The 17,222-nt window shown below is 65.9% G+C and carries 13 protein-coding genes; 3 read left to right on the top strand and 10 right to left on the bottom strand.

What is annotated here, in order from left to right; genetic code table 11:
- Positions 1–106 precede the first annotated feature (106 nt).
- The gene (locus FHY19_RS09095) at positions 107–2,578 is read left to right on the top strand and encodes a membrane-bound PQQ-dependent dehydrogenase, glucose/quinate/shikimate family (RefSeq protein WP_259165058.1); all 2,472 of its coding nucleotides are present in this window, start codon (positions 107–109) and stop codon (positions 2,576–2,578) included.
- Between the two features lie 187 nt (positions 2,579–2,765).
- On the opposite strand, the gene FHY19_RS09090 is transcribed toward FHY19_RS09095, so the two are convergent.
- The 7 genes from FHY19_RS09090 to hutI form a co-directional block, all read right to left on the bottom strand.
- On the bottom strand, positions 2,766–3,494 hold the full coding sequence (locus FHY19_RS09090) for a hypothetical protein (RefSeq protein ID WP_259165053.1): 729 nt from the start codon (positions 3,492–3,494) through the stop codon (positions 2,766–2,768).
- A gap of 124 nt (positions 3,495–3,618) precedes the next feature.
- Entirely contained in the window at positions 3,619–4,713 is a 1,095-nt protein-coding gene (locus FHY19_RS09085) for an acyltransferase (RefSeq protein ID WP_259165051.1), read from the bottom strand.
- Between the two features lie 234 nt (positions 4,714–4,947).
- On the bottom strand, positions 4,948–6,072 hold the full coding sequence (locus FHY19_RS09080; RefSeq protein ID WP_259165049.1) for an acyltransferase: 1,125 nt from the start codon (positions 6,070–6,072) through the stop codon (positions 4,948–4,950).
- A gap of 469 nt (positions 6,073–6,541) precedes the next feature.
- Complete coding sequence (gene hutU / locus FHY19_RS09075) at positions 6,542–8,209, bottom strand: urocanate hydratase (RefSeq protein WP_259165044.1); 1,668 nt, start codon at positions 8,207–8,209, stop codon at positions 6,542–6,544.
- 16 nt (positions 8,210–8,225) lie between these two features.
- Complete coding sequence (gene hutG, locus FHY19_RS09070) at positions 8,226–9,083, bottom strand: N-formylglutamate deformylase (protein WP_259165042.1); 858 nt, start codon at positions 9,081–9,083, stop codon at positions 8,226–8,228.
- A gap of 166 nt (positions 9,084–9,249) precedes the next feature.
- Positions 9,250–10,791 carry a histidine ammonia-lyase gene (hutH, locus tag FHY19_RS09065; protein ID WP_259165034.1) on the bottom strand — a complete coding sequence of 514 codons (1,542 nt, stop codon included), beginning with the start codon at positions 10,789–10,791 and terminating at the stop codon, positions 9,250–9,252.
- A 17-nt stretch (positions 10,792–10,808) separates the two neighbouring features.
- A complete protein-coding gene (gene hutI, locus FHY19_RS09060; protein WP_259165028.1) occupies positions 10,809–12,014 on the bottom strand; it encodes an imidazolonepropionase in 1,206 nt (401 codons plus the stop codon).
- Positions 12,015–12,074: 60 nt separating this feature from the next.
- Here hutI and FHY19_RS09055 point away from each other — a divergent pair, with 60 nt between their 5' ends.
- Both FHY19_RS09055 and hutC read left to right on the top strand, forming a co-directional pair.
- Positions 12,075–13,445, top strand: a complete 1,371-nt coding sequence (locus tag FHY19_RS09055; protein WP_259165015.1) for a formimidoylglutamate deiminase — start codon at positions 12,075–12,077, stop codon at positions 13,443–13,445.
- Between the two features lie 42 nt (positions 13,446–13,487).
- Positions 13,488–14,225, top strand: coding sequence for a histidine utilization repressor (gene hutC, locus FHY19_RS09050; protein WP_259153767.1), 738 nt, complete (start codon positions 13,488–13,490; stop codon positions 14,223–14,225).
- 485 nt (positions 14,226–14,710) lie between these two features.
- On the opposite strand, the gene FHY19_RS09045 is transcribed toward hutC, so the two are convergent.
- The 3 genes from FHY19_RS09045 to FHY19_RS09035 all read right to left on the bottom strand — a co-directional run bounded on the left by FHY19_RS09045 (position 14,711) and on the right by FHY19_RS09035 (position 17,171).
- The gene (locus FHY19_RS09045; RefSeq protein WP_259165013.1) at positions 14,711–15,721 is read right to left on the bottom strand and encodes a restriction endonuclease; all 1,011 of its coding nucleotides are present in this window, start codon (positions 15,719–15,721) and stop codon (positions 14,711–14,713) included.
- A 478-nt stretch (positions 15,722–16,199) separates the two neighbouring features.
- Positions 16,200–16,733 carry a phasin family protein gene (locus FHY19_RS09040; protein WP_046965565.1) on the bottom strand — a complete coding sequence of 178 codons (534 nt, stop codon included), beginning with the start codon at positions 16,731–16,733 and terminating at the stop codon, positions 16,200–16,202.
- A 162-nt stretch (positions 16,734–16,895) separates the two neighbouring features.
- Positions 16,896–17,171 carry a polyhydroxyalkanoic acid system family protein gene (locus FHY19_RS09035; protein ID WP_005991192.1) on the bottom strand — a complete coding sequence of 92 codons (276 nt, stop codon included), beginning with the start codon at positions 17,169–17,171 and terminating at the stop codon, positions 16,896–16,898.
- Positions 17,172–17,222 lie beyond the last annotated feature (51 nt).

Genomic DNA, 17,222 nt, shown 5'->3' with positions numbered 1-17,222 from the left:
TTACCCTTCATCCCCGCGAAAAACGCGGTGCTTTCACCGCTGCGGGTCGAAGGTAAGTGGCGGTGCGGCGGCGTTGCGTCGCCGCTGAGTCGAAGAGGAACAACTGATGACGAATGTGGATCGTCCTTCCGGTCGCGGCCATTGGGCGCTTGCGATCCTGGGAGGCGTGATTGCCGTACTGGGTGCGGTGTTGCTGGCCGGTGGTGTGTGGTTGGCCGCGCTGGGTGGCTCCTGGTATTACGCTCCGGCTGGTGCGGCGATGCTGATTTCAGGCGTGTTGCTGTTGCGTGGCCGCAACGCGGGCGCGTGGTGGTTTGCAGCTGTGGTGGCCGGCTCGCTGCTCTGGACATGGTGGGAGTCGGGCAGCGATTACTGGCGTTGGGTGCCGCGCCTGGGCCTGATCGTCGGTCTGGCGTTGGTGCTTGCGCTGCTGTTGCCCAGGCTGCAACGCCCGGTATCGCGCGCGGTGTCGCGCAGCGTGGCGGGTGTGTTGGCGGCGGTGTTTGTGGTCGCGTTCGCGCTGGCGTTCAAGCCGTTTGGGGTGACCGAGGCCGATGGCGCGTTGGCCCATGCTGCAGGGATGGTCGGCGGCTTGGTCAATGGCGATGCATCGGCAGCGTCTGCAACGGCCGACGTGCAACCGGCCAACGCGCCCGCCGATGGCGATTGGGCCGCATACGGGCGTAGCCAGGCAGGTCAGCGCTATTCGCCGCTGCAACAGATCAACCGCGACAACGTCGCGCAGCTGCAGCAGGCCTGGGTCTTCCACACCGGAGACTTGCCAAACAAGCGCTGGGGCGCGGAAACCACGCCGTTGAAGGTGGGCGACAGCCTGTACCTGTGTACTGCGCGCAACCAGGTGATCGCGCTGGATGCGTCCAGCGGCAAGCAGCGCTGGCGCTACGACCCCAAGGTCAAGGACGAGGCGATTCCGTATACCGCCGCGTGCCGTGGCGTGTCGTATTACGAGGTGCCGGCCGTGACCACGACGGGCGCTGCCGAGGCCGCAACCGCCGGTTCGGCGCTGTGCCGCACGCGGGTGATCGAAGGCACGCTGGATGGACGCCTGATTGCGCTGGATGCACGTAGCGGTCAACTGTGCCCGGACTTCGGCAGCAATGGCCAGGTCGATATCACCGTGGGCATGGGCGACACCCCGCCGGGCTATGTGTCGATCAATTCGCCGCCGGCCATCGTGCGCGGCGTGGTGGTCACCGGCCATCAGGTGCTGGATGGACAGAAGCGCTACGAACCCTCCGGTGTGATCGAAGGGTTCGACGCGATCACCGGAAAACTGCGCTGGGCCTGGGACATGACCCATCCGGACTGGAATGGCGCACCACCGCCGGGCCAGACCTGGACGCGTGGTACGCCCAATATGTGGACCACCGCCGCTGCGGACGAGCAGTTGGGCTATGTGTACCTGCCGATGGGCAACTCCACCGCCGATTACTGGAGCAGCTCGCGTACGCCGCAGGAGAATCGCTACGCGACCTCGCTGGTGGCGCTGGATGTCACCACCGGCAAGCCGGTGTGGAATTTCCAGACCACCCATATCGATGCCTGGGATTACGACCTGGGTTCGCAGCCGAGCCTGATCGATTTCCCCAAGGACGGCGTCAACGTGCCGGCAGTGTTGCTGCCGAGCAAGCAGGGCGAGCTGTATGTGCTGGATCGACGCACCGGCAAGCCGCTGGTTGGCGTGGAAGAGCGCGCGGTGCCCGCCGGTGGCGTCGAGCCACAGATGCGCGCAAAGACCCAGCCGTTTTCGCTGTATCACACGTTGCGCAAGCCGGATCTGACCGAACGCGACATGTGGGGCATGACCCCGATCGACCAATTGGTGTGTCGTATCCAGTTCCGCAAAGCCAGTTACAAGGGCATCTACACCCCACCGGAAGCCGAGCGGCATTCGATCGAATACCCCGGTTACAACGGCGGCTCCGATTGGGGCAGCGTGGCGGTGGACCCGCAGCGCGGCGTGATCGTGGCCAATTACAACGACATGCCGAACTACAACCTGCTGGTGCCGCGGGCCAAGGCCGACAAGCTGGGTTGGGCGCCGCGCGACCAGGTGCGCGGCGATGCAGGCGGCGCAGAAGGCGCGGGCGACCCGCAGGCCGGCACGCCGTATGCGATCAACGTCAACGCCGGCTGGCGGCTGCCGTTCACCAAGCTGTTGTGCAAGGAACCGCCGTATGGCGGCATCCGCGCCATCGATCTGGCCAGCGGCAAGACGCTGTGGGATCGCCCGTTCGGCAGTGCGCGCGGCAATGGCCCGTTCGGCATCCGCTCCGGCCTGCCGATCGAGATCGGGACGCCCAACAACGGTGGCTCGGTAGTGACTGCGGGCGGGCTGATCTTCATCGCGGCAGCCACCGACGACCTGATCCGCGCCATCGACCTGTCGACAGGCAAGGAGCTCTGGCACGCCAAGTTGCCGGCAGGAGGGCAGGCCAACCCCATGGTGTATTCCTATGGCGGCCGCGAGTACCTGGTGATCATGGCCGGCGGCCACCACTTCATGGAAACCCCAGCAGGCGACGCGTTGATCGCCTACGCATTACCGCAGCATTAGTGCTGGAAGTGGAAACAAAAACGCGCCGATAACGGCGCGTTTTTTTTGCGCTAGCCAGGCGCGGCTTCAAGGCCATCAATCCATGCGCACGCGGTGACTCAGCAGTTCGCGCCACACACGCTCTTACGATTCCCGATTCCCGATTCCCGATTCCCGAATCCCGAATCCCGAATCCCGAATCCCGAACTCACTGCGCCACTGCCACCGCATCGTCCTGCACCGCATCTCGCACATCCTGCGCCAGCGTCGCCTTGACGATGATCGAGCGGATGGCGTCGGTGGCCTCCGACAGCGGCACGTCGCTGCTCAGGCGCTGGAAGGTATCGCGGCTGTTGTAGCCGGAGCCGTCCTTCAGATAGTGCTCGTACATCGACAGCAGATCCTGGCAGGCGGTGATCAATGCGGCGATATTGCCGCGTACCAACGCGTGGCCGATCTGGTCGAAACTGTGCAGGCAGTCGGCCAGCCAATGCAGATCGTAACGTGCGGTGCTGGGCTCGGGCGCATTGTGACCGCGGCTGTAGGCGCTGTAGCGGCGCAGGCTGCGGGCGACGCGCGCCACGTGGGCAAACAGCGTTCCGATCTCGTTGGCGATATCCAGCTGTTGCACCATGACCATCGGGATCACTTGCTCGGGCGCGTCCGCGCCCTGCTGTTCTACGGCGCTTTGTTCCTGCTGCTCCAGCGACTGCTTGAGCACGGTATAACTGCGCTGCAGCGATTCCAGCTCCAGCGTCGTGGCTGCGGCGCGCGCCTTGAGCTGTGACAGCGCTGCCTGATAGCGCGCAAGACTGTCCTGGGTGCTGGCGTGCTGCCCGTACTCGGCGTTGAGCTGGCGCCCACGCACGTACGCCAGCCCCGTGGCGATGAGCGCCCAGAGTGCGAAAGCAGGCACCAGGTAGATCAGGATGCCCATGGGGATTCCTCGAAACGTTGCATACATTGTCGGCCTGCAACGTCCAGTCTTGAGGGCAATCACCGCACCACTGCGAGAGGGCACTCAGCAGCCGCAGCGCCAACGGCGCGAGCGGACGACCGGCTCAGCGCACCGGGTCGCCCGCCGGCACGGACGTTGCCGCCATGGCCGGCGCATGTACACCCAGCGCGGTTGCAGGCTGGCGCAGCAAACGCAGGCCGAGGCGACGCAGCAGGGTATTGGCCGGCATTTCGAGCCATCTGTACATCAACCAGGACGCGGCCACGATCGCCAGCAGCACCGGCAGAGCGAGGGCGGGCTGGGGAGCGCGGTCGCCGAGCAGCGCCAGGGCGATATAGATGACCGGAGCATTCAACAGATACATCGAGAAACTGCAGTCCCCGCACAGGCGGATGAGGCGATTCCCCAGAAGGCGTGCGCTCAATCGGGTGTCGAAAGAGAAAAGGAAGACGAAGACCCCGGTAAATCCGGCGGTTTCCAGGTCCAGATAGAGCGTGCGCGCGGTGCCGAGGTCGAGATCGATCACGCCGGTGAAGACCATCACGCACAGCACGATCGCTGCCGCCTGCACGCAGGCCAGCGCCGTCATGCCTGCGGTGGCGGGCACCTGGCTGCGGATCAGGCCCAGCACGACGCCGGTGCAGAAGTAATGGATCTTCGAGCCTACGAAGGTGCCAGGAAACTGGGCGCGATAAGTGACCAGGACAACCACCAATGCCAGCGCCACGATCAGCGGGGCAGCATTGCCCTTGCTGCGCAGGGCATGCAGGGACATCCACAGCCCGACGAAGATTGCGTAAAACTGGACCTCCGGCGGAATGCTCCAGAGCGCCGATACATTCCCGGAAAACAGCAGGTGCCGCAGCAGGTTGCCGTTGTGGATGGGATAGACAAAGTTGGGGTCGACCAGGGTGTAGATCATGTAAGAGAGGATGACGATCGCCAGGTACGCCGGCGCAATGCGCGCGAATCTGGAAATGGCATACCGGCCGATCGCCCGGCTGCTCGGATCCTTGTCGCCATACAAAAAGGCCATCAGGAAGCCGCTCAGGGTGAAAAACACCATGACGCCGAGTTCGCCCAGATGCAGATCGCTGCCGACGAAGAAGCCTTGTTCGCCCAAATGGTCGTAGACCACCATCAGCGCGGCCAGGCCGCGAATGCCGGTCAGCGCGTCGATCCGTCTTTCCTGCTCCATTGCAGTCCCACTCCATGCATTTGCGGGCAGGCACGGTGGCGCCTATCGTCGGCGCAGGTCGTGCTGCGGTAAGCCAGGAGTCCCCATGAGTCCTGTCCCGGACATAAGCGTACCTGACAGTATGGCTGCGGAAAAGAGCCAGGCCATGCGCTCGCAGGACGTGCTGCGATGTCACGTGGCTGGCTGCAATGGCGCTGCGTGGATCGGCCTGGCTCCGGCCGGATGGGCGCGGCCTTACGGTCGCTCGACTTGCACGCCCTGTCCGACCTGTGGCGCCTGGATCAGTACTGGCCCGGCACCTTCCACCGCCGCAGGCACAACGACCGGCGCGCTGCGCGGGCGCAGCAACAGCCACGTCCCCAGCTGGCGCAGCAGGGTATTTCCCGGCATTTCGATCAGGCGGTACATCGTCCAGGCGGCCGCGATGGTGATCGCAATGATCGGCAAGGCCAGCGCCGGCCTTGGGGGCAGGCCGCCCATGACCGCCAGGGCGGCGTAGATGATCGGGATATTCAGCAGATACATCGAGAAACTGCATTCGCCGCTGAGCATCATCAAGCGGTTGCCGAGCAGGCGCTTGCTCAGCCCGGTGTCGAAGGAGAACAGGAACACGAAGATGCCGGCGAAGCCAGCGGTCTCCAGCGTGAGGTAAAGCTCGCGCTTGGAGCCTAGATCGACATCGATAATGCCCAGGATGACCGCAAGCACCAGCCCGATGACGCCGGCCTGCAGCACCGCCAGGGTGGTCATGTTGACGCTGGCGCCAACCCGGGTGCGCACCAGGCCGAACACCACGCCGGCCAGGAAATAATGGATCTTGGAGCCGACAAAGGTGCCGGGCAGCTGTGCCCTGTAGGCGATGAGCATCAGGATGGTGCCGAGCACCGCCACCATCAGGGTGACATTGCTGTTGGTGCGGAAGGCACGCAGCGCAAACCAGATGCCCACGAAGATCACGTAGAACTGGACCTCCGGCGGAATGCTCCACAGCGCGGACACGTTGCCGGAAAACAACAGATGGCGTAACAGGTTGTCGTGGCTGATGGCGTAGACGAACTGCGGATCGACCAGGTTGTAGATCAAATAGGACGCCAGCACGACAGTCAGGTAGGCCGGAGCAATGCGCGAGAATCTGGAAATGGCGTAGCGCGCCACCGAGGGGTAATTGGGGTCTCTCTCTCCGTAGAGAAAGGCCATCAGAAACCCGCTCAGGGTAAAGAACACCATGACGCCCATCTCACCTGGAAACAGGTGGGTATCGGTGAAGAATCTTTCTTCCGCCAGATGCGCGTAGACGACAAGCAACGCAGCAAGACCGCGGATACCGGTCAACGAATCGATGCGCTGTTCCTGCTGCATGAGTGGGGGCTCTCAGTGTGATCCATACGAAAAACCCGCGCCTGCCGGGGGCGCGATGTCGTTTGAGTGCGTTTCAAGATCGGTACCGGTCAGACGCTTCCCCACGTTCGTCTGACTTGCCGCGAGCTTACTCGATCGGCAGGTTGCGCATTATCGTTTTGCCTGGCGTTATCGAGAGTCGTGACCAAGATCACTCTGCGTCCAGCTCGCCCGCAACGATGCATTCAACAGCTGCGTAGCGAACTGATGTGTGCGGCGCGATGCAGCGGAGTGAGCCGCTGCATCAGCGGCACTGCATCAGCGGAGTAAACCAACGCCTGTGTGCGGCGGTTCAGTGGTGACCCTGCGCACCATGCAATCGTTAAAAGCTGCGGCTGCCGTCGGTTACGACAGCGGCGCACGCACGCCGCTGTGTGCTGCCGCGTCCGCAGCCGCGACCCACTTCCGCCCCATTGGCGGAATGCGAGCATCAGGACAGGATGGCAGGTAGATCCAGGCCCTTCTCGCGCGCGCAATCGGTTGCAATGGCATAGCCGGCATCGGCATGGCGCATCACGCCGGTCGCCGGGTCGTTCCAGAGCACGCGTTCGATGCGTTTGTCGGCCGCTTCGCTGCCGTCGCAGACGATTACCATGCCGGCGTGTTGCGAGAAGCCCATGCCGACGCCGCCGCCGTGGTGCAGCGAGACCCAGGTCGCGCCGCTGGCGGTATTGAGCAGGGCATTGAGCAATGGCCAGTCGGAGACCGCATCGGAGCCGTCGGCCATGGCTTCGGTTTCGCGGTTCGGCGAGGCGACGCTGCCCGAATCCAGATGATCGCGGCCGATCACGACCGGCGCTTTCAACTCACCGCTGCGCACCATCGCGTTGAAGGCAAGGCCGAGCCGGTGGCGGTCGCCCAGGCCGACCCAGCAGATGCGCGCGGGCAGCCCCTGGAAGGCGATCTTTTCAGCGGCCATGTCCAGCCAACGGTGCAGGTGCGCATCGTCGGGAATCAATTCCTTGACCTTGGCATCGGTCCTGGCGATATCTTCCGGATCGCCGCTCAGCGCCACCCAGCGGAACGGGCCGATGCCGCGACAGAACAGCGGGCGAATGTAGGCCGGCACGAAACCGGGGAAGTCGAACGCGTCGGACACACCTTGCTCCAGCGCCATCTGGCGCAGGTTGTTGCCGTAGTCCACGGTGGGCACGCCGAGCGCGTGGAAGGTGAGCATCGCGCGGATATGGTTGGCCATTGTCTCGCGCGCGGCGGCTTCTACTTCCTTGGGCGCGCTGACGCGCTTTGCGTCCCACGCTTCCACGCTCCAGCCCTGCGGCAGATAGCCGTTGACCGGGTCGTGTGCGGAGGTCTGGTCGGTCAGCAGGTCCGGCTTGATTCCGCGTAGCAGCAGTTCGTCGAGCACGTCGGCGACGTTGCCGAGCAGGCCGACCGACAGCGGCTTCCTGGCCGTGCACGATTCCTCGATCAGGCGCAGCGCTTCGTCCAGCGAGTCGGTCCAGGTGTCCAGATAGCCGGTGCGCAGGCGCATGTCGATGCTGGAACGGCGGCATTCCACCGCCAGGCACGAAGCGCCGGCCATCACCGCAGCCAGCGGCTGCGCGCCACCCATGCCGCCGAGGCCGCCGGTGAATAGCCACTTGCCGGCCAGGTTTCCGGCGTAGTGCTGGCGGCCCATCTCGACGAAGGTTTCGTAGGTGCCTTGCACGATGCCTTGCGCGCCGATGTAGATCCAGCTGCCGGCGGTCATCTGGCCGTACATCGCCAGACCTTTTTTATCCAGTTCGTTGAAGTGGTCCCAGGTGGCCCAGCGCGGCACCAGGTTGGAGTTGGCGATCAGCACGCGCGGCGCATCGGCATGGGTGCGGAACACCCCGACCGGCTTGCCCGATTGCACCAGCAAGGTCTGGTCCTCGTCCAGGCGGGTGAGTGCGGCGACGATCGCATCGAAGGATTCCCAATCGCGCGCGGCGCGGCCGATGCCGCCATACACCACCAGTTCCTGCGGGCGCTCGGCCACGTCCGGGTCCAGATTGTTCATCAGCATGCGCAGCGGCGCTTCGGTGAGCCAGCTCCTGGCGGTGAGCGTGGTGCCGGTGGCGGCGCGGATGACGCGGGTTGCATCGTGACGGGTCATGCCGGGTTCCTTGCAATCAACGGTTGGCCGCGTGCGGCGCGGTGTTGGAGAGGGGCGCATTGGCGAACTGCAGGCAGGCCAGCAGCACGTGTCGCAGCACTGCGCGCAACGCGACGGCGTGCACCGGCTGCCACGGCGTGGGCCAGCTGTCCTGGGTGATGGTGTCCGGCTCGCGCATGTAGCCGCGGCAGGCCAGCTCCATCTGCAGCGTGTGCACGCCGTGCTCGGGCTGCGCGTAATGACGGGTGATCCAGCCGCCCTTGAAACGTCCGTTGCGCACGGTGCTGGAGCCGCTGCTGCGGCACAGCTGTTCGACGGCGTCGGCCAGGGCGGGATCGCAGCTGCGATCGTCGTTGCTGCCGATGTTGAACTGCGGCAACTCACCGTCGAACAGATGCGGGATGACCGAGCGGATCGAGTGCGCGTCGTACACCACAATCTTTGCGTGGCGCTGACGCAGGCGCGCGATTTCGTCGGACAGGGCGAGGTGATACGGGTCGAACCACTGCGTGCGGCGCAGATCGATCTGCGCCTGATCCGGCGCCTGCCCGTCGGCATACAGCGGCTGATTGTCAAAGGTGGTCAGCGGACACAGGCCGGTGGTGTTCTGGCCCGGATACAGCGATGCGCCACTGGGGTCGCGGTTGACGTCGATGACCGAGCGCGAGATGGCCGTGCGCACCGTCGTGGCACCCATCGCCTGTGCGAAGTCGTACAACTGGTGCACCCACCAATCGGCGTCGCGGCGCGCCAGCCATGGCGACACGAACTGGTCGGCCACCGTATCGGGCAGCTCGGTGCCGGTATGCGGGAAGCTGATGAGCAATGGCGCCTCGCCGCGATGCACTTCCAGCCAAGCGGGCAGGGCGCTCATCGCTGTGCTCCGGTTGCATGCATGGCAACCAGAAAGTCGTGCCGGCCAGAGCGAGCGTCATGGGGTTGAGTACGCAATGCAGCCGTGTTGCGTGCAGATCTCGCGTTGGCCGCCAACGCGCCGCACGGCGCCATGGCGCTGCGCAAATGCTGTGTTACCCGCCGCGTCATGCGTGCTGCTCCACGCCCGGCAACGCGATCGCCGCCGCGTCTGCCAATGCACCCGAGCGCACCAGCGCGCTGGCCGCCAGCATGTCGGGATGAAAGTAGCGATCGTCCTGCAGCATGGGCACCTGTGCACGCAGCAGGGCGCGTGCGGCTTCCAGTGCAGTGCTGGAGCGCAGCGGCGCATGGAAATCGCAGCCTTGCACCGCCGCCAGCAACTCGATGCCGATCACGTGCGCGGCATTTTCCGCCATGGCCAGCAGGCGTCGCGCGCCATGCGCGGCCATCGACACATGATCTTCCTGGTTGGCCGAGGTCGGGATCGAGTCGACGCTGGCCGGATACGCGCGCTGCTTGTTTTCCGACACCAATGCCGCAGCAGTCACCTGCGGGATCATGAAGCCGGAATTCAGGCCCGGGCGCGGGGTCAGAAACGCCGGCAGGCCGGACAGCGCCGGGTCGACCAGCATTGCGGTGCGGCGTTCGCTGATCGAGCCGATCTCGCACACCGCCATCGCCAGCATGTCGGCAGCAAAGGCCACCGGCTCGGCATGGAAGTTGCCGCCAGACAAGGCCTCGCCGGTGTCGCTGAAGACCAACGGGTTATCGGAGACGCCATTGGCTTCGATTTCCAGCGTGCGCGCAGCCTGCCGCATGATGTCCAGCGCTGCGCCCATCACCTGCGGCTGGCAACGCAGGCAATACGGGTCCTGCACGCGCACATCGCCAAGACGATGCGATTCGCGGATCGCCGAGTCGGCCATCAACGCCCGCAGCGCCGCAGCGGTTGCGATCTGCCCCGGTTGCCCGCGCAGTGCATGGATGCGCGCATCGAACGGCGTATCGGAGCCCTTGGCCGCTTCCACCGATAGCGCTCCGGTCACCAGCGCGGCCTGCAACACGGTTTCGATCTCGAACAGGCCGGCCAATGCACAGGCGGTGGAGAACTGGGTGCCGTTGAGCAGCGCCAGGCCCTCCTTGGCGCCGAGCACGCGGGGCTGCAACTGCGCCTGCGCAAGCGCGTCGGCGGCAGGCAAACGCTTGCCGCCGACGAAGGCTTCACCGACGCCGATCATCGCCGCCGCCAGATGCGACAGCGGCGCCAGATCGCCGGACGCACCGACCGACCCCTGACACGGCACCACCGGGGTGATGCCCTGACGCAGCATCGCTTCCAGCAATGCCAGCGTGTCCGGCTGCACGCCCGAGGCTCCCTGGGCAAGGCTGGTGAGCTTGAGCGCCATCATCAGCCGCACCACCGCCACCGGCGTGGGATCGCCGACGCCGGCTGCGTGCGACAACACGATATTGCGTTGCAAGGTCTGCAGGTCCTGCCGCTCGATGCGCACGCTGGCCAGCTTGCCGAAACCGGTGTTGACGCCATAGATCGGCTCGCCGCGCGCGACGATGGCCTCCACGGTCTGCGCGCTGCGTAGCACCGCCGCCGCGCAGGCATCATCCAATGCCGCGTCAGCGCCGCGATACAACGCGCGCCATTGCGCCAGCGTCACCTGGCCGGGTTGCAAGACAACAGAAGCACTCATGACAACTCCACGATCGATCAGGTCGAATGCCCGCGCCAGATGCGGGCATGAAGAGGGTTGAAACCCATGCGATAGACCAGGTCGGCCGGCGCGTCGATGTCCCAGATCGCCAGGTCGCAGTCCATGCCGGCGCGCAGCTGGCCAAGCCGGGCGCTGCGGCCGAGCGCACGCGCAGCTTCGCGGGTGAAACCGGCGATGCATTCGTCCACCGTCATGCGGAACAACGTGGCCGCCATGTTCATCGCCAGCAACGGGCTGGTCAGCGGCGAGGTGCCCGGATTGCAGTCGGTGGCCAACGCCAGCGGCACCCCGGCCGCACGCAGCGCATCGATCGGCGGCAGCTGGGTATCGCGGGTGAAATAGAACGCGCCGGGCAGCAGGACCGCCACGGTACCGGCAGCGGCCATCGCATCGATGCCGGCCTGGTCCAGGTATTCGATGTGGTCGGCCGACAACGCGCCATGGCGCGCCGCCAGCGCTGCGCCGTGCTGGTTGCTCAGTTGCTCGGCATGGATCTTGACGCGCAAGCCCTGGGCCTGCGCGGCGATAAAAACCTGTTCGGCCTGCGCCGGCGAAAACGCCAGGTGCTCGCAGAACACGTCAACCGCCTCGGCAAGCCCCTGCGCGGCAATGGCCGGAATCATCTGCGTGCACACCGCATCGATGTACTGCTGCGCATCGCTGCCCGGCGGCACCGCATGCGCGCCTAAAAAAGTCGGCACGACTTCGACCCGACGCAGCGTGGCAAGTTGGCGCGCCACGCGCAGTTGCTTGGTTTCGTCCTCGAGCGTGAGCCCGTAGCCGGATTTGATTTCCAGCGTGGTCACGCCCTCGGCGAGCATGGCATCCAGGCGCGGCAGGCTGGCGGCGAGCAATGCGGCATCGTCTGCGGCGCGGGTGGCGCGCACGGTGGCCACGATGCCGCCACCGGCCGCGGCGATCTGCGCATAGCTGGCGCCGCGCAGGCGTTGTTCAAACTCGTTGGCGCGATTGCCGGCATAGACCAGGTGGGTATGGCAATCGATCAGGCCCGGGCTGATCCAGCGCCGCTGGCAATCGTGCGTGCTGTCTGCTTCAAGCGCGGGCGCCTGTGCCGCCGCGCCGGCATACACGATGCGGCCGTCCCGGCAGGCGATCACGCCATCGTCCACGATGCCCAGGCCAGCATCGGCGGCGTCCAGGGTCATCAGCTGCGCGTTGTGCCAGAGGGCGTCGCAATGCATGGCGCAGGCTCGTGGTGTCTGATATGTATATACAATAAGATCGTCAATCGAGGGTGTCCAGTGGCAGATCAACCGGTACAGGCGTTGTGGGCAGCGCGGGCCCTGTTGCCCAGTGGCTGGGCGGGCAGCGTCCGGATCACCCTGGAGCAGGGGCGCGTCGCCACGGTACAGACCGAGGTGGCCGCGGCCGCCACCGATACCCGCGCAGAGATGCTGGTACCAGGCCTGGGCAACCTGCACAGCCATGCGCTCCAGCGCGGCATGGCCGGCCTGACCGAAGTGGGGGGGCGCAGCGGCGACAGCTTCTGGAGCTGGCGCGAGTTGATGTACCGCTTCGTCGACCGGCTGGATCCGGACAGCCTGCAGGCGATCGCCGAGCAGGCCTATGTCGAGATGCTGGAGAGCGGTTTCACCCGCGTCGGCGAATTCCATTATCTGCATCACGCTGTCGGCGGTGCGCCCTACGCGCATGCCGGCGAGATGTCCGAGCGCATCGCCGCTGCGGCCGTCAGCAGCGGGATCGGGCTGACCCTGCTGCCGGTGTTCTATGCGCATTCGGATTTCGGCGGGGCTGCACCGAGCGCGGCGCAACAGCGCCTGATCCATGACATCGATGGGTTCGCGCGCCTGCTCGAGCACTGCAGGCTCAGCCTCAAGGCATTGCCCGATGCCGTGCTCGGGCTGGCACCGCACAGTTTGCGCGCGGTCACGCCGCAGCAGCTGCAGGCGCTGGTGCCGCTCACCGATGGCCCGATCCACATCCATATCGCCGAGCAGCAGCGCGAAGTCGACGCCTGCCTGGCGTGGTCGGGCCAGCGTCCGGTGCAATGGTTGCTGGGCAACGCACCGGTGGCGGCGCACTGGTGTCTGGTGCACGCCACGCATGTGGATGCCAGCGAGCTGCGGGCGATCGCCGACAGCGGCGCGGTGGTCGGGCTGTGCCCGATCACCGAGGCCAATCTGGGCGACGGCTTGTTCCCGATGCAGGCATTCGCCGCCGCCGGTGGTCGCTTTGGCGTGGGCTCGGATTCGAACGTGTTGATCGATGCGGCCGAAGAACTGCGCCTGCTCGAATACGGCCAACGACTGCACCGGCAGGCGCGCAACGTGCTCGCGCCTGCCGACATCTCCAGCGGGCGCTGGTTGTACGACCAGGCGGGCGACGGTGCAGCGCAGGCGCTGGGCGTGGCGCGGCATGGAATCCAGTCCGGCGCTGCGGCCGATCTGGTGGAGCTGGACACTGCCCATCCGTCCTTGCTCGCCCGCAGCGGCGACGCCTTGCTGGACAGCTGGCTGTTCGCCGCACGCGCCACTGCCGTGCGTCACGTCTGGCGCGGCGGGCGCCAGGTGGTGCGCGATGGTCGGCATGTGGATCGCGCGCGCATTGCCACGCGTTTTGCCGGCGTGTTGCGCACAGTGCTGGGCAATTGAGACGATGCGGGCACAATGCAGGTCTGACCGGAGACCGCAGCTTTGACCGCCACCCCCATCGCCGCACCCGGCACCTTGCATCAACGCATCCGGCAGGATCTGGAGCAACGCATTCATAGCGGCGACTGGCCGCCGGGCCATCGCATCCCGCCCGAACACGAGTTGATGACGCAGTACGGCTGCTCGCGCATGACCGTCAACAAGGTGCTCGGCCTGCTCGCCGATGCGGGCATGATCGAGCGCCGCCGCCGCACCGGGTCGTTCGTGGCCCGGCCGCATCCGCATCTGGAGCAGGTGGCGCTCTCGATCCCGGATATCGAAGTGGAAATGACCACGCGCGGTCACCTGTATGCGTTTTCGCTGTTGTCGCGCCGGCTGCGCAACGTGCGTCAGCGCGTGCCTCAGGAGCGCGCGTTGGGCAGCACCGGCAAACTGTTGGCGCTCGATAGCGTGCATCTGGCCGACGGCAGCCCGTTTGCGCTGGAGCAGCGCGTGATCGATGTGACCACCGTGCCAGACGCATTAAGGCAGACGTTCACCGATGTGGCGCCCGGGAGCTGGCTATTGCGCAACGTGCCGTGGACGCGCGCCGAGCATCGCATCAGTGCGGTCAGCGTCGACGCCGTACAAGCCAGGTGCCTGCAGGTCAACGAGGGTGCTGCATGCCTGGTGATCGACCGCCACACCTGGCGCGGCGATCAGCCGGTGACCTACGTGCGGCAAATGTTTCTGGGCGGCTCATACGATCTGGTGGCGCGATTTGCGCCCGGCATGCGTTGAGGGGCGGTGCTGGAATGGGTGGGTGGCATCGGTAACGGTGCTGTGGACGATGTCGGCGTGATCGACATCGACGTGTCGCAGGCAGGGCTGCCTGAGCGGGTCAGCAGCTGCAATCACGCCGCAAATCGAACGCGCAATCCCTTCGAGGCGTCGGTCGGCCAATCCATGTATCCCGACATTTGGCTGACAGAGGGGCGTGACTCCCGACTGCAGGCAGCCAGCCGGTCTATCTGCGGCAGGGCAGCGCCGGTGTGCAGACGATCATGCTCACGACTGCCTTCTCATGCCTTCTCGTGCTGTCTTGGCTGGATCGGGTGACATAAGGATCGCGACCTCGACGTCCGCAGGTAGTCAGCCGGCGCATTTGCGCCACTCCTTTCTGGACTTGCAGCTGCTTGTGCATGCAACTGCCGTCTCGATCAATCGCGTCCATATCAGAACCGCCGGTGCTCGATGGCGCGGCGCAATCTGTAGGGCACACCCGGTCAGATCGTGGTGCATTGCCGCCAGCGTACCGGCTCGTCCACACCGGGGCGGGGATTGAGCTGCACGCGGACCGTGCGCAGATAGGGGTAGCGTTCGAGCTGCTGGCAGATCAATGGCCAGGCCGCGCTGTCTTCCACGGTGCGATCCACCGCCAGCGTTGCCTGGGTGATCCAGATGCCGCGCACCAGGCCCGGCGTTTGCGCCAGCGTCCTGGACACTTCGCGGCGATAGCCTTGCAGCGTTGCGTCGTCCGGCTCTGCCGCCGTTGCCGGCGGCAGGGGGGCGGCCGTTGTCGACGCTGCACCGGGCGCGGCCTGCGTAGCGTTCACCGGCGAAGTGGCCGCCGGTGGCGTGCGCGGTGCCGCATCCGCCGATGCACGCGCAGCGGCCACCGTCTGCGCCGGTGCCGGAGCAGGCTCAGGGGGGCGCAGCGCCAGCACCGCTACCAGCGCCAGCGTGGCCAGTGCGGCACCGGCGATGATGCTGTGGCGGATCGCCCGTCGCCGCGCCATGTTGACCACGCCGGTCTCCACATCGCCTGGCAGATAAGGCTTGAGCAGTGGCCATAGCCGCGTGCCGTCCAGCACTTCGATGGACTGTTTTTCCGCAGCGGCCAGGCCTTCGCGCTCCATGCGGCCCTCGGTCACCATCACCCCGCCGCCGGCACCGGCCAGCCGCGCCATCGCGCCCAGCTCGTTCACAGCAGCCACGCCGATGCGATAGCCGCGGCCATGCTTGCAGGCCACCAGGCGGGTGCCGTGATCGGTCTGCATCATGAAGTCGGCCGTGGGCAGGCCGTCCTGCGGCAGCTGGACCGGCTGCCAGCCGCGCTGGTCCTGCAGGACCCGCAGCACCACGGCGGAAAAATCGCGCCAGTGCATGGCCGCCAGCGCGCGTATGCCCGCATCGGTTTCGTTGGCGCGACGTCGCACCAGCCAGAAGTAGACAGACACCGCCAGCCAGAGCAGCAGTGCGGCCAGCAGCGCCAAGATCCAGGAAGGCATAAGCATCAAGCGAGGGTATGGCGCGTATAACGAATCGGTACGCCTAGAAGAATCCTTCGCGCAGGTTTCGTCAATGCATCGCAGGCAGGGATGTCACGAGCCGTGACCCAGGCAGCGAAAGACCCGCCAGTCCGAAGCCGTGAGGGGAGGGGAGCAAACGGACTTCGTGTTGCAGGACTGGCGGGTCCTTCCCGATTGTCCGAAAAATAATGCTGCCTTGCAACATCGCGCATGCGTATGGCTGCTGCCCAGCCGCAGGTGTGTAAGCGTGGCGCAGCATGGCGACGCAAGCACGGCTTGCGACGCCATCCTGCCGTAATGGCGTCCAGCCTATCGATACCTGACGGAAGGCTCAGTAGTGCCGATAGCCCACAGAAGGTCCGACCCCAAAGAGTTGCACGGGCAACCCACAGGCAGATCGAACTGCCACCTCTACCCGCCGCCGGGGGCCGTGAGATTTCGCCATCACCAGCGGCGGTAACGCTTATTCCCCGTCGAACGCCGCCGGATTGCCGGTCGACGAGCCCGCGTCGCTGCTCGCAGCCTGTGCGGCCTGGTTGGCGGTGCGATTGGCCCGCTTGGTTGCGGCGGTGTTGGCCCGCACCTGCGCCTTCAACGATTCGACCTCGCGACGCAGGTTTTCCAGTTCTTCCTGCTCGGGGATATTGAGCGTGCGCAGCACCCCCTTGACGCGCTCGTCGAAGGCCTTGCCCAGCTTGTCCCAGCCGCGCACTGCGGTATCGCGGGCCTGCTCGAACTGGGTCTCCACTTCCTCGCGCAGCTCGTCCACGCTGTCGGCGGCCTTGCGCTGGCCGCTGCGTTCGTAGGCGGCGCCTTCGCGCACCAGCGAGTCGAACAACTTGCCGCCTTCGCTCTGCACGCGGCCCAGTGCGCCGAGTCCGGCCAGCCATACGGTCTGCGCCGACTCGCCAAGCCGCCGCGAAATCTGCTCTGCCTGGGCCTGGAAGCCCGACGCCGTGGTGTCACGGTTGCCGTTCTGATCGTATCCGGTCGTCATGCGATGCTCCTGTCGATTGCCGAAGTGACGTTACGTTCACCCTAGTGCCGGCCCTGCATCGGGCAGGTGAAGCGGTGCCCGACCTGGCCCGGCTCAAGCATCCGCCCATCGCGTGCGGGGCGGGTGACTTGGCGCTGAAGCAGCTGTGACGACAGCGCTCGCTCAGGCGAGCTTTTCCGACAGCAGGCGACGTATTTCCGACTCCACCATCGGCTGCATGGCCGATAGCAGGAAGCCGAGTTCGGCGGTGACATGCACCTGCTGCGGCAGTAGCGCGATCGCCCCGTCCACGCCGGCGCGGGAGATGCGCAAGGTGTCGCCTTCCCAATGCGAGGCGACGCCGTAGCGATCGGTCAGTTTGCGCGCCGCCTCGTCGATCGCCGCGCGGGCCTGTGCCGGCGGCAGGGAATGGTCGTGGCGGATATCGATGCTGGACATGAGCTGCCTGGGTAAGACGAAAGTAGTCGCGCATTGTGCGCATGCGCGCGG

The sequence above is a fragment of the Xanthomonas sp. 4461 genome (assembly GCF_024806475.1).
GTDB lineage: Bacteria > Pseudomonadota > Gammaproteobacteria > Xanthomonadales > Xanthomonadaceae > Xanthomonas > Xanthomonas arboricola_F.
The sequence above is the reverse complement of the archived record's forward strand: the minus strand, read 5'-3'. Positions and strand labels throughout refer to the sequence as shown.